This window comes from Izhakiella capsodis (assembly GCF_900115045.1).
Classification (GTDB): domain Bacteria; phylum Pseudomonadota; class Gammaproteobacteria; order Enterobacterales; family Enterobacteriaceae; genus Izhakiella; species Izhakiella capsodis.
In genome coordinates this window covers 100,637-112,759 of the sequence record NZ_FOVC01000003.1, presented here as the reverse complement: position 1 = coordinate 112,759, position 12,123 = coordinate 100,637, and the positions used below count along the sequence as shown (strand labels likewise).

12 protein-coding genes and 1 pseudogene are annotated in these 12,123 nt (G+C 52.2%); 5 read left to right on the top strand and 8 right to left on the bottom strand.

The features are described 5' to 3' along the window. Nucleotides 1-36 precede the first annotated feature (36 nt). The gene (gene mutT, locus BM191_RS06555; protein ID WP_092876372.1) at nucleotides 37-429 is read left to right on the top strand and encodes an 8-oxo-dGTP diphosphatase MutT; all 393 of its coding nucleotides are present in this window, start codon (nucleotides 37-39) and stop codon (nucleotides 427-429) included. A 28-nt stretch (nucleotides 430-457) separates the two neighbouring features. Here mutT and yacG read toward each other — a convergent pair whose 3' ends face one another. Genes yacG through coaE form a run of 3 tightly spaced genes read right to left on the bottom strand, consistent with a single transcriptional unit; the run spans nucleotide 458 to nucleotide 2,032 of the window. Continuing rightward, nucleotides 458-664 (bottom strand): DNA gyrase inhibitor YacG, encoded by a 207-nt coding sequence (yacG, locus tag BM191_RS06550; RefSeq protein WP_092876370.1) that lies wholly within the window; start codon nucleotides 662-664, stop codon nucleotides 458-460. Between the two features lie 8 nt (nucleotides 665-672). Beyond that, on the bottom strand, nucleotides 673-1,416 hold the full coding sequence (gene zapD / locus BM191_RS06545; protein ID WP_092876367.1) for a cell division protein ZapD: 744 nt from the start codon (nucleotides 1,414-1,416) through the stop codon (nucleotides 673-675). 4 nt (nucleotides 1,417-1,420) lie between these two features. Beyond that, nucleotides 1,421-2,032 carry a dephospho-CoA kinase gene (coaE, locus tag BM191_RS06540; RefSeq protein ID WP_092876365.1) on the bottom strand — a complete coding sequence of 204 codons (612 nt, stop codon included), beginning with the start codon at nucleotides 2,030-2,032 and terminating at the stop codon, nucleotides 1,421-1,423. Between the two features lie 211 nt (nucleotides 2,033-2,243). On the opposite strand from coaE, the gene BM191_RS06535 reads away from it, so the two are divergent. Next, nucleotides 2,244-3,284, top strand: a complete 1,041-nt coding sequence (locus tag BM191_RS06535; protein WP_092876362.1) for a GMP reductase — start codon at nucleotides 2,244-2,246, stop codon at nucleotides 3,282-3,284. Between the two features lie 31 nt (nucleotides 3,285-3,315). Here the strand turns inward: BM191_RS06535 and hofC are convergent, their stop codons facing one another. From hofC to nadC, 4 genes are all read right to left on the bottom strand, one after another. After that, nucleotides 3,316-4,512: a protein transport protein HofC gene (gene hofC, locus BM191_RS06530; RefSeq protein ID WP_092876360.1), complete on the bottom strand. Its 1,197-nt coding sequence runs from the start codon at nucleotides 4,510-4,512 to the stop codon at nucleotides 3,316-3,318. Beyond that, nucleotides 4,505-5,899, bottom strand: coding sequence for a type II secretion system protein GspE (gene gspE, locus BM191_RS06525; protein ID WP_092876357.1), 1,395 nt, complete (start codon nucleotides 5,897-5,899; stop codon nucleotides 4,505-4,507). The genes hofC and gspE overlap by 8 nt, the downstream gene beginning before the upstream one ends. Further along, nucleotides 5,899-6,342, bottom strand: a complete 444-nt coding sequence (gene ppdD / locus BM191_RS06520; protein ID WP_092876355.1) for a prepilin peptidase-dependent pilin — start codon at nucleotides 6,340-6,342, stop codon at nucleotides 5,899-5,901. The genes gspE and ppdD overlap by 1 nt, the downstream gene beginning before the upstream one ends. A gap of 191 nt (nucleotides 6,343-6,533) precedes the next feature. Further along, complete coding sequence (gene nadC / locus BM191_RS06515; RefSeq protein ID WP_092876353.1) at nucleotides 6,534-7,424, bottom strand: carboxylating nicotinate-nucleotide diphosphorylase; 891 nt, start codon at nucleotides 7,422-7,424, stop codon at nucleotides 6,534-6,536. Between the two features lie 170 nt (nucleotides 7,425-7,594). Here nadC and ampD point away from each other — a divergent pair, with 170 nt between their 5' ends. Then, nucleotides 7,595-8,164: a 1,6-anhydro-N-acetylmuramyl-L-alanine amidase AmpD gene (gene ampD / locus BM191_RS06510; RefSeq protein WP_092876757.1), complete on the top strand. Its 570-nt coding sequence runs from the start codon at nucleotides 7,595-7,597 to the stop codon at nucleotides 8,162-8,164. Beyond that, nucleotides 8,161-9,015, top strand: coding sequence for a beta-lactamase regulator AmpE (gene ampE, locus BM191_RS06505; RefSeq protein WP_092876351.1), 855 nt, complete (start codon nucleotides 8,161-8,163; stop codon nucleotides 9,013-9,015). Before ampD ends, ampE begins: the two co-directional genes overlap by 4 nt. A gap of 74 nt (nucleotides 9,016-9,089) precedes the next feature. On the opposite strand, the gene aroP is transcribed toward ampE, so the two are convergent. Next, a complete protein-coding gene (gene aroP, locus BM191_RS06500; protein WP_092876349.1) occupies nucleotides 9,090-10,451 on the bottom strand; it encodes an aromatic amino acid transporter AroP in 1,362 nt (453 codons plus the stop codon). 807 nt (nucleotides 10,452-11,258) lie between these two features. Between aroP and BM191_RS06490 the strand changes: the two are divergent. Further along, a pseudogene (locus BM191_RS06490) lies at nucleotides 11,259-11,954 on the top strand (IS1 family transposase). The last annotated feature ends 169 nt before the right edge of the window (nucleotides 11,955-12,123 follow it).

Sequence of the window (12,123 nt, the reverse complement as noted above, 5' to 3'; positions counted from 1 at the left end):
CCCGGCGGGGCGCTTTTTTATGACGGGAGATATGTAATGAAACACCTGCAGGTTGCCGTTGGTATTATTCGCAACGTACACGGTGAAATTTTTCTTACCCGGCGCCCGCCGACCTCACATATGGCGAATAGGTGGGAGTTTCCCGGCGGAAAAATTGAAGTAAACGAAACGGCACAGCAAGCGCTGGTTCGTGAATTACAGGAAGAAACCGGCATTGTGGTTACCCACTTCACGCCTTATGACCTGGTGGATCACCACTATTCTGATCTGCGGGTAACGCTGCACTTTTTTGTCGTCGAAGGCTGGCAGGGAGAGCCATACGGCCGGGAAGGACAGCCACAGCGCTGGGTTACGCAGCGGGAACTGGTTGCCGACGAGTTTCCACCGGCAAATCACAGCATCGTGGCGCGGCTTGTCGCCGAAGCCTGAAGCCTGGTAACTGCAGTTTCAGGCTGCTTTATTCGCGATCAAGCTGGTTTTCGCTCCAGTCGTCGCTGTCCGTTGAATCACTGCTGGCAGGTATACGCTTTTCTTCTGCTGCCCATTCGCCCAGATCAATCAGCTGACAGCGTTTACTGCAAAAAGGGCGCCACGGGCTTAGCGTTCCCCAAATTACCTGCTTACCACAGCTGGGGCAGACTACAAATGTAATATCGTCGGTCATGGTTTACCTCAGCAACAGGCCAGTTCAAAATCCAGTCGCGCTGGCACTGTACCGTGTTCATTGTTCAGCGGCATAAAGCGAATGGCGTAGCGGCTTTTATGGCCGGAGATCTGCGGATAAAGCGCATCCTCCAGCGTTAATTTAAGCCGCAGCAGATCGGCGCCTTCCGCATTATCCTGATAAAAGCCGTTAAGGCTGCTTTGATGATGAAAGACGCCAGACTGACGTATCAAATCCAGCACTAAAGTTAGCGCATCGCGTAGTGGTTCGAGCGATGCCAGCCAGCGCTCTGTCTGGGTATCACGGCTTTCCTGCGCCAGGTGGAGCCAGACATGAAGTGTTGGCAGATCAAAACTGCAACAGCCGCCAGGAATGCTCAGGCGCTGGCGGACCAAAGCAATCAGGCGGTCTTCGCGCAACAGCTGCCCTATCCGTGGAGCAGCCATCAGTCTGGCATGCTGCTGTATTAGTTTTTCAATTAGAGCAGAAATCACCTCTGTATCCGCGCCTGGTACGCCAATCCACGCCTGTAATTTATGCTGCTGACGATCCAGCTCTTTAATGATTTCAGTGCGTAGCTCACCGCGTTCAAAAACATCAAGCAGATCGGCAACATTACGAAAGAAGGCCATAGCGGTAAGATGATCGTTAATGGTGCGGCAGTGGTGAAGCTGCTGTAATAGAAATTCGATCCGCAGCCAGGTACGGATCTTTTCATTCAGAGGATGCTCAAAAAGTACCATTGTGGTCATACTGTTATTCCTGCTGTGCAGCAGCAGCCAGCGCCAGATAGCGCTGATGCAATTCGGTTACGCGGGGGATTACCGATTCCGGTGTCCCGCTGTTATCAATAATATCATTGGCTACGGCCATGCGTTCCTGGCGTGAAATCTGGGCCGCCAGAATATTTTCAGCCTGCTCCCGAGTCATACCGTCGCGGGCCATAGCGCGGATAAGCTGTGTTTCACGAGGCACGTCGACCACCAGCACGCGATTAGCCCGATGTTGCAGCTGGTTTTCAACTAGCAGTGGAACCACCCACAGGCGCCACGGTGAGCGCATCTGATCCAATTGCCGCTGGGTTTGCACATGGATGAGCGGATGGAGCAGGTTGTCCAGCCACAGCTTGTTTTCAGGATCAGTAAAAATGCGCTCGCGTAGCCTCCGTCGATCCAGAGTGCTGTCGGGCTGAAGGATCGCTGAACCAAAACGCTGAACTATCATTGCCAGTGCCTGGCTGCCGGGTTTGACGACCTCGCGTGCAACGTCATCGGCATCGATCCACTCAATTCCCAGCGAACCGAATGCTCTTGCAATTGTGCTTTTACCGCTGCCAATACCACCTGTCAGCGCCACGGTATAACGCATAAGCCTTCATTCCTTATTATGCTCTCCCGAGAGGGCCAGCGGTGAACATGTTTTGAACTGTTTGGATAATAGCAATGAAACGCCTCAAGGGAATGAATGAAATTGTAGCTTATCCCCGATAATTTTCGCAGTCTTGTCGCGGCGATTTTAGCGCGTATGATCGCAATGTATCGTGCGATATAACCCCCCACCGCGACAGGAATTTTGAGATATGCGTATAGAAGAAGATATCAAGCTCGGTTTTAAAGATGTGCTTATTCGCCCTAAACGCTCAACACTGAAAAGCCGTTCAGAAGTTGAACTAACGCGCACTTTTACCTTTAAACATTCTGCGCTTAGCTGGACTGGCGTCCCGGTGATCGCGGCGAATATGGATACCGTGGGCACTTTTCGTATCGCCGAAGCACTGGCAGAGTTCGATATTCTCACGGCTGTCCACAAGCACTACAGCGTCAATGATTGGCGAGCGTTTATTGCGCGTGCCTCTGTAAAAGTTCTGCAACACATCATGGTATCAACCGGTACTTCGGACGCAGACTTTGAAAAGTTACAGCAAATAGTCGCGCTTTCTCCGGCACTGAACTTTATTTGCATTGACGTTGCTAACGGTTACTCAGAGCATTTTGTCGAATTTTTGCAGCGGGCACGGGAAGCCTTCCCGACAAAAACTATTTGCGCAGGCAATGTAGTGACTGGCGAGATGGTCGAAGAGCTGATTCTTTCCGGTGCGGATATCGTTAAAGTGGGTATCGGACCCGGCTCTGTGTGTACAACGCGGGTCAAGACCGGGGTGGGGTATCCGCAGCTGTCGGCCGTGATTGAGTGTGCAGATGCCGCTCATGGTTTGGGCGGTCAGATTGTCAGTGACGGTGGCTGCTCAGTGCCGGGCGACGTAGCGAAAGCTTTTGGCGGCGGCGCAGACTTCGTTATGCTTGGCGGTATGCTCGCAGCTCATGATGAATGTGAAGGAAGCGTGATTGAAGAGCGTGGTGAAAAATTCATGCTGTTTTACGGAATGAGTTCGGAAACTGCCATGAAGCGCCATGTAGGCAGCGTGGCGGGTTATCGTGCCGCTGAGGGAAAAACCGTTAAGTTGCCGCTGCGTGGCCCGGTTGAAAATACGGCGCGCGATATTCTCGGTGGCCTCCGTTCAGCCTGTACCTATGTGGGGGCCGAACGGCTTAAAGAGCTGACTAAGCGAACTACGTTTATTCGCGTTGCCGAACAGGAAAACCAGGTGTACAACCGTTAACTTGCCATTCGCGCCCGCTTAGTGCGGGCGTTTAGCCCAGCGCGGAGCCTAGATTGAAAACCGGCAGATACATCGCAATGACCAGCGTACCGATAATGCCACCGACAACAACCATCATCATCGGTTCAAGCATGGCAGCCAGCGAATCTGCCAGATCCTGAGTCTGTACTTCATGCCATTTGGCAAGGCGACTTAGCATGTCGTCCAACGCTCCAGCCTCCTCGCCTACCTTAATGAGCTGATAACAAAGCGGCGTAAACTGTCGATGATTTTCAATTGCCAGATGCAACGGTTGACCCGCTTCAATATGGCGTTTAAGTGCGTTCAGAAGCGATTGCCAAATTCCAGAGGGCAGGGTTTCAGCTGTCGCGTTAAGCCCGTCAAGCAGAGGTAGCCCGGCGCGCTGTGTCAGGCTAAGCGTGATAAAGATCTGGCTGAGAACACCCCCGCGATACAGTGCTGAGATAAAAGGTAAACGTAGCGTAAGTCGCTGCGTAAAAAGGCGAACAGAGGGGCAACGCCGCTGCTGATAACGCCAGCCCAGCACCGCAAAAAAGAGCGTTACGATCAGCCATGGACTACTGCGCTGCAGTATGGATGAAAGTTGCATTACCGCACGGGTGAAGGCCGGTAGTTCGGCATCAAAATTTGCGTAGATCGCTACAAACTCAGGCAGTACAAACAGCAACATCGCGCTGCTGGTAGCTGCCGCTATCAGCAGAATAAACAGCGGATAACGTAGGGCTTTCTGCACTTTCTTTTGCAGTAAATGTTGGCGCTCCTGCTGTGCCGCAAGCTGCTGGCAACAGTTTTCCAGTTGACCGGTAAGTTCGCCAATGTGAACCATCGAGGAATAGAGCGGCGGAAAGACTTGCGGCCACTGTCTGAGCGCCTGAGCAAAAGAAATTCCCTGACTAATTTGGTCTGCCAGCTGTATCAGCAGGAGTTGCCAGGGCTTTTGCTGTCCTCTACTGAGCATAGTAAGGCTGGCTGACAGAGATAGTCCGGCTCTGAGCAGGGTGGCAATCTGTTGCATCAGCGTTATTCGTACCGCCTGTTGCCAGCTTCGGGAAAGATAGATCTGACGCAGGCGAATGCGCAGTGGTGTGAGCTGATTATCATGAAGATACTGGCAGAGGCGAGGGTAGTTTTGCTCAAGACGTTCCCCTTGCTGCCAGCAGCCAGCACTGTCTATCGCTTGCCAATGAAACAACATCGTTTTATTCATGGCAGCTGCCTGTAACCCGTTTAAGTTCCTCAAGGGTAGTATCGCCACGGTGCACAGCCTGAAGCCCTTCGGTAAATAATCGGCTGAGATTCTGCTCTTCCATCAGCGAATTTAAATGCTCCTGACTGGCATCATTGGCAATAGCTGCCTGTAATCGCCGGGTTACTGGTAAGACTTCGAACAGTGCCAGCCGGCCATAAAAGCCTGAAAAACACTGTTCACAGCCCGTGGCTTGCCAGTTTTGCAGCGGGCCTGACCAGAGAGAAGGTGAGAATGGATTGATACTGTCGCCGGACTGACGACAGTGAGGACATAAGCGGCGTACCAGACGCTGAGCAATCACCATTTTTAACGCCGGTCCGATCAGGTAGCCGGGCAATCCCATTTGCCGAAGTCGTACCAGCGTTTCCAGGGTGGAGTTGGTGTGCAGCGTGGACAGCACCAGATGACCGGTTTGTGCAGCATTGATGGCGATAGCTGCCGTTTCTGCATCGCGGATCTCGCCCAGCATGATGATGTCCGGGTCCTGGCGCAGCAGGGCGCGCAGTACCTGCTTGAAGCTTAAATCTATCTTGTTATTAACCTGGGTCTGAATAATGCCCCGCAGCGGGATTTCAATTGGATCTTCGACGCTGCAAATATTACGATGCGGCTGATTCAGCCAGTTCAGGGCGCTGTAAAGAGTAATGGTTTTACCGCTGCCGGTAGGTCCGGTGACCAGTATCATGCCTTGCGGCTGTTTTAGCGCCTGCTGAAAGTGTGTCAGCTGCGGTGCAGACATGCCTAGCTTATCAATATCGTGAGCATGATCCGTGTTATGGAGCAGGCGCAGCACGGCTTTTTCACCATATTGCGTTGGCAGGGTTGACAGACGAAATGATGTACTATGTCTTTGAGCATGTTGATGGGCAAACTGGCCGTCCTGAGGCGCACGCCGTTCGGCGATGTCGAGACGCGCCAGCACTTTAAGCCGGGCGATCAGCGCGTTACCGCTGGCAGGAGGCAGGGTGCTGGTTATCTGCAACACGCCATCTATGCGTAGCCGGATACGGCTCATATCAGCTTGTGGCTCAATGTGAATATCTGAAGCCCGACGTTCTAATGCCAGCGCCAGCAGGCGATCGAGCCTTGCGGCGGTCGCCAGATTTTCCTGATCGAGAAGGGGCGGTGCATCCGTACTGCTTTTATCCCGCCAGGCGGCCAGTTGTTCAACGCTCCAGTTGAGCAGCTCAACTGGAGCGCTACAGGTGAAGCGCAGCGCTTCAACCAGATCATCCTGTGGCAGACCTGCGGTTGCGACCTTAACGCGCTGCGTGCTGTTTTCGAGCAGAACAGCCTGGTAGCGCTGGCAAAGTGCATTCAGCATAGTTTCGTCAGCGATGCCCATCAGCGTTCGCTCTGGTCATCAAAACGAAATACCGATTCACACGCGCTTTTCAGCGAGCTCGCGGAGGTATTACAGACGCGCTGCCAGCGCATTATGCCTTGTTGAGCGTTCCAGTCCGGCGTCAGGGTTACTGTCAGGCCCTTCAGATTATCCTGCCCGCTAAGGGTAATGACGCCGGAGGCAACCTGGCTGCTGGCAATATAGCGGGACGATGTCGCGGGCGAAATGCCCGCGTTACCATCCGAGCAGTTACTGGTTTCGCCTTGTTCAACCGCGCAGATTTCAACCGCTGTTTTAAGCGGCATGGCGCTTTGTAGCATGTCCGTTAACGCTGCTTTTTGCAGGTAGTTTTGGTAAGCCGGCAGGCCAATGGCGCTGAGTATCGCCACAATAGCGATAACGATCATCAGCTCGATTAAGGTAAATCCTTGCTGGTCAGACATGGTGACTCCTGATAGTGAGTGGAGATCCCATCCTGAGCATTTGGCTGGACTTAACCAGCGCGTTGATTACGGTTATCGTGTTATCTCATAAGTAATTCATAGCGTTTCATCGAAGATGAGTAGTGGTGGAAGAGCACTCGCAAAAAAAGCCAGCATCAGGCTGGCTGTCAGGTGGAAAGTCACGAGCTGGCTCAGCGAAAGCGCATGGAGAGATCGAGGGCGTGAAGATGCTTTGTCAGGGCGCCAACAGAAATATAGTCAACGCCGGTTTCTGCAATAGAACGCAGTGTTTCAATAGTTACGTTGCCTGACACTTCCAGCAGTGCGCGACCGGCGGTAATTTTCACCGCTTCACGCAGATCCTCAAGGGCGAAGTTGTCCAGCATAACGATATCAGCGCCCGCATCCAGTGCTGCACTGAGCTCACTGAATGACTCCACTTCAACTTCGATCGGGATCTCCGGATGAAGCCATAACGCTTTTTCCACCGCCTGTGCAATCGAGCCGCTGGCGATAATATGATTTTCTTTAATCAAAAAGGCATCATAAAGGCCCAGGCGATGATTACTGCCACCGCCGCAAAGCACGGCGTATTTTAACGCGGTGCGCAAGCCTGGTATGGTTTTCCTGGTATCAAGCAGTTGGGTCTGGGTGCCTTTCAGCAGAGCGACATAGCGGCTCACCTGGGAGGCCACGCCAGACAGGGTTTGCACAAAATTTAGCGCCGTGCGTTCGGCGGTCAGTATCAGAGAAGCGGGGCCGCTGATTTCAAACAGCGGCTGGTTGGCCTGAATATCGTCGCCATCATCAACCAGCCAGGCGATCTGAGCACGGTTACCAAGCAGAATGAAAACCTCTTCAACCCACCGTTTACCGCAAAAAACGCCAGCCTCACGGGTTATCACTACCGCTTTTGACTTGGCATCAGCGGGTATTAATGCTGCGGTAATGTCACGCGATACATCAATTTTGTTGCCCAAATCTTCGCTCAATGCCTGGGCGACGCTGATGGGAATATCATGCTTAATACGTTCCATTAATATGTCTTTGCGGCTGTCAGGATCGTAACGGCGGCTGTTCATGGTACAAACTCCGGAAAACCAATAATGGGTCCGGGCATGCTAGCTTGTTTGCCCCGTGGTTACCAGCAGACGACCGAACGGAGAACGTTTAAATGGCTGGTCTGCGTTTACTCTCTTCCACGATAATTCATGCTAACCTGATGACAGGTCTGTTATATTCGGAGCAGCAGATGCAACTCGAAGCCGGTAGGCTAATCGGCGCACGTCAGGTCGCGTCGCCTCATCACAATTCCCGCCCGCACGGAGAACAGCCCTCTCTGCTGGTTATTCACAATATCAGTCTGCCGCCGGGTGAGTTTGGCGGCCCCTGGATTGATGCGCTATTTACCGGAACGCTCGATCCTGAGGCACATCCCTATTTTGCTGAAATTGCCGGGCTGTGCGTGTCGGCGCACTGTCTTATTCGTCGCGATGGTGAAATTGTGCAATATGTTCCTTTCAGCGAGCGGGCTTGGCATGCCGGCATTTCCTGCTGGCAGGAAAGAGAATGTTGCAACGATTTTTCCATTGGTATTGAGCTTGAAGGCACCGACACTCTGCCTTACACCGATCAGCAGTATCGCGCGTTGGTACAGGTTACGCGGCTATTAATGCAGCATTATCCACTGACTGTCGCCAATATTACTGGCCATAGCGACATCGCCCCGCAGCGAAAAACCGATCCCGGCGCAGCGTTCGACTGGCAACGCTACCATCAGATGCTTACCAAGGTTGCTCATCAGGAGGGTTCGAGCACATGACTCTTTTTAGTTTGTTACTGGTTTTAGGCTGGGAACGGTTATTCAAAATGGGCCAGCACTGGCAGATTGAGCACCGGATAGCGCCATTACTGCGTCGTCAGCGCCGCTATTCGCTGCTGCATACGCTGTTGCTGACACTCATGTGTATGGCGTTGACCGCAGTATGCATTCAACTACTGAAAGGATGGTTTTTTGGCGTACCCCTGCTGATTTTTTGGATTTTGATTGGGGTGCTTTGTATTGGCGCTGGCAGCGTGCGTCTGCACTATCATGCCTACCTGAAATCCGCCAGTCACGATGATACCGTTGCGCACCAGGCAATGGCGGAAGAGCTGACGCTTATCCACGGCGTACCGCACGATTGCGATGAGGTGACCTATTTACGCGAGCTGCAGAATGCGCTGCTGTGGATAAACTACCGCTTTTATCTCGGGCCAATGCTGTGGTTCGTGGCGGGAGGAAGATGGGGGCCGGTGCTGCTGGTTGGCTATGCCACGCTGCGTGCCTGGCAGAGCTGGCTGGCTCGCCACAAGACGCCTCTGGAACGCGCGCAATCAGGCGTTGATAACATTCTGCATTGGGTGGACTGGATCCCGGTAAGGCTGGTGGGGATTGCCTACGCATTACTTGGTCACGGTGAACGCGCATTGCCTGCCTGGTTTGCTTCACTTGGCGATCGGCACAGCGCACAATATCTTGTGTTGACACAGTTGGCGCAGTTTTCTCTGGCACGCGATCCCCATCGCGATAAGGTAGCGACGCCTCGTGCTGCGGTCAGTCTGGCAAAACGCATCTCCCTGGTGATGGTTGTGGTGGTTGCTTTACTGACGATTTACGGTGCACTGGTTTAAATACCCTCCGCACAGCGCAGGTAATGCATTAAAAAGGGAGCGTACGCTCCCTTTCTATCGACGTTCAGAATGCACTATTTCTTACGCTGCGCACTGATTTTCAACAGGTAGCCTATGGCCAGGATGAACAACCATACCGGGATCAGCCATACTGAAATCGCCATGCCGGGGGTGATAAGCATAATCACCAGAATGCCAGCGAGAAAAGCCAGGCACAGCCAGTTGCCGAACGGATAGATTAGCGCTTTGAAGCGGGTTTGAACGCCCTGCTGATCTTTCTTTTTACGAAATTTAAGGTGAGCGAGGCTGATCATCGCCCAGTTAATGACCAGCGTCGATACCACCAGTGACATCAGTAATCCGAAAGCTTCATCCGGCATCAGATAGTTAATCAGCACGCAGATAGCGGTTGCTGCCGCGGAAACCAGAATCGTGGTCACCGGAACGCCTCGGCGATCAACCCTGAGCAGCGACCTGGGGGCGTTACCCTGCTTCGCCAGACCAAACAGCATACGGCTGTTACAGTACACACAGCTGTTATAAACCGACAGTGCCGCGGTGAGGATAACCACGTTAAGCAGGTTAGAGACCGCGATGTCCCCGAGGTTGTGAAAAATCAGAACAAAAGGGCTGGTATCCTCGGTAACCTGCGTCCACGGCAACAACGACAGCAGCACGGCCAGCGATCCCACGTAGAAGATCAGAATGCGCCAGATAACCTGATTAGTGGCTTTTGGAATGCTTTTTTCCGGTTCGTCAGCTTCAGCGGCGGTAATACCCACCAGCTCCAGACCGCCGAACGAAAACATGATAATCGCCATCATCATCACCAGTCCGCTGACGCCGTGGGGGAAAAAGCCGCCCTGCGTCCAGAGGTTGCTGACAGTGGCCTGGGGGCCAGCCGCGCCGCTGAACAGCAAAACGCCACCGTAAATGATCATGCCAATGACCGCGATCACTTTGATAATGGCAAACCAAAACTCCATCTCACCGTATACTTTTACGTTGGTCAGGTTGATGGCGTTGATCAACACGAAAAACACCACAGCGGTGATCCAGCTCGGTATATCCGGCCACCAGAACTGTATATATTTACCGACGGCGGTCAGCTCGGCCATCGCGACCAGTACGTACAGCACCCAGTAATTCCAGCCGGAAGCGAAACCGGCGAAGTTGCCCCAGTATTTATAAGCAAAATGGCTGAAGCTACCGGCGACCGGCTCTTCGACAACCATCTCGCCGAGCTGGCGCATAATCAGAAAGGCAATAAAGCCTGCAATAGCATAGCCAAGTATGACGGCAGGACCGGCAGACTTAATTACGGAGGCGCTGCCCAGAAACAGGCCGGTACCCACAGCGCCCCCTAATGCGATAAGCTGAATATGGCGGTTTTTAAGCCCGCGCTTCAGTGTATCGCCGTTAACCTGACTATCCATTGTGTTTCCTCATCGCTAAGTTTCCTCACATCCGCAGGATGAATGTAAGTCTTTTTTCTCATTAATGTATTGAATAGTTTACACTATTTTCTACTGTGTTTTTTCTCTCTGCTGGTGTCGCGACAAGAATAGTGATAAGCGCGCGGCTTTGCACGCCCTTTCGCTTTCTGTGGATAATCAGGTTTGAAAAATTGTTACGCGTGCAGATGTTATCGCTGTTCTGTTAGCCATAACCGAAGCTGAGGAAGCCATAGGGCATGCCTTCCTCAGACCACCTGCAAACAAATACTGTATGGATATGGTTGGTTAACTCAAACTGGGCTGGTTCTATAGAATGACTCAAAATCTACCCAATAGATTTGTGAGAGCTTATTTGCGAGCTTCCCCACAAACCAGGAGGCTACCCGCGAACTGGAAACATTAAAAGCGATCCCTGAAACGTTGTTTCTGCACATAAGAAGCTAAGAGATACAAACAAAACTAACGTGGATTTTTCTAATTACATCCTAGAACCGCTACGCGAAAAGCGGGAAGAGACAGGGTTATCTGATCACTCACAGCATTCAACACCAATGCTTATGAGTTATATAAGATAACTCATGGGTTATGATGAGAATCACGTAAGGCATGTATTATGATGCCCGTCGTTTAGATGCTGTCCTGTAACGAGAAGCGCTGGAAGCATCTCAGGTACTGACAGGGCACAACAGCAGCTAATAGAAAATCAAATTAACACCGCCCGGTCTGAAAAGTCTTAACCTGCTTTGGTGATGCCTCCGATCGGTTGAGCTGATATGATGAACTCTTTTGAGACCTACAGCTTCATGGCATCCATCACCGTTCACTGTCATCGTTGCAACTCTGACCACGTATATCCCCATGGGAAGACCCCTGCCAGCCATCTTCGCTATCGTTGCCCTGTCTGTCCGCACGTGTTTCAGCTCACCTGCACCTGTGAAGCCCGCAAGCCTGGCGTCAAAGACAGGATTGTTGATATGGCGTTCAACGGCTCAGGTGTTCGTGATACTGCTCGCGTCCTCAAGATTGGCATCAACACCGTCATACGCGCCCTAAAAAACTCACCACAAGGCAAGTAACCTCCGATGACGTGGCGCTTATCTGTGAACCTGATGAGCAATGGGCCTGTGTCGGCAACAAACAGCATCGACACTGGCTTTGGTATGCCTTTGATACCAGGAGAAAACGAGTCGTGGCATATACCTTTGGCCCACGCAATGATGAGAAATGCCGTGGGTTGCTGAGCCTGCTTTCTCCATTGCAGACAGGCTTTATCACCAGTGGTAACGGGAAAGCTATGCCAGAGAGATGCTGAGCGAGATGCATCTGACCGGGAAGATATTCACCCGGCGTATCGAGCGTAATAACCTGACGCTCAGAACGCACATCAGTCGATTGGCTCGCAAGACCATCTGCTTCTCTCGTTCCATTGAACTCCACGAGAAAGTGATTGGTGCCTTTATAGGAAGGCACCATTTCAACTGATTGGAGGCATTACCCCTGCTTTTATAGCTTATGGAACAGTAGCGGAAGCCGTTTTCAGAGCCAGGGCAGTGGACACTTATCAGCGCTTAGGCTGAGCCAGACATTATTCCGTGGCGGAACCGTTGAGGAATGGGATCACATGTAAGTAAATGACAGATGAAATATTGTA

What these genes read in the sequence shown, in the direction of transcription:
- nadC (WP_092876353.1), bottom strand. Translation starts at nt 7,424, where the DNA reads ATGAACAGCCGCCGTTACGATCCTGACAGCCGCAAAGACATATTAATG.
- yacG (WP_092876370.1), bottom strand. Translation starts at nt 664, where the DNA reads ATGACCGACGATATTACATTTGTAGTCTGCCCCAGCTGTGGTAAGCAG.
- gspE (WP_092876357.1), bottom strand. Translation starts at nt 5,899, where the DNA reads ATGGGCATCGCTGACGAAACTATGCTGAATGCACTTTGCCAGCGCTAC.
- mutT (WP_092876372.1), top strand. Translation starts at nt 37, where the DNA reads ATGAAACACCTGCAGGTTGCCGTTGGTATTATTCGCAACGTACACGGT.
- hofC (WP_092876360.1), bottom strand. Translation starts at nt 4,512, where the DNA reads ATGAATAAAACGATGTTGTTTCATTGGCAAGCGATAGACAGTGCTGGC.
- aroP (WP_092876349.1), bottom strand. Translation starts at nt 10,451, where the DNA reads ATGGATAGTCAGGTTAACGGCGATACACTGAAGCGCGGGCTTAAAAAC.
- ppdD (WP_092876355.1), bottom strand. Translation starts at nt 6,342, where the DNA reads ATGTCTGACCAGCAAGGATTTACCTTAATCGAGCTGATGATCGTTATC.
- ampE (WP_092876351.1), top strand. Translation starts at nt 8,161, where the DNA reads ATGACTCTTTTTAGTTTGTTACTGGTTTTAGGCTGGGAACGGTTATTC.
- ampD (WP_092876757.1), top strand. Translation starts at nt 7,595, where the DNA reads ATGCAACTCGAAGCCGGTAGGCTAATCGGCGCACGTCAGGTCGCGTCG.
- zapD (WP_092876367.1), bottom strand. Translation starts at nt 1,416, where the DNA reads ATGACCACAATGGTACTTTTTGAGCATCCTCTGAATGAAAAGATCCGT.
- BM191_RS06535 (WP_092876362.1), top strand. Translation starts at nt 2,244, where the DNA reads ATGCGTATAGAAGAAGATATCAAGCTCGGTTTTAAAGATGTGCTTATT.
- coaE (WP_092876365.1), bottom strand. Translation starts at nt 2,032, where the DNA reads ATGCGTTATACCGTGGCGCTGACAGGTGGTATTGGCAGCGGTAAAAGC.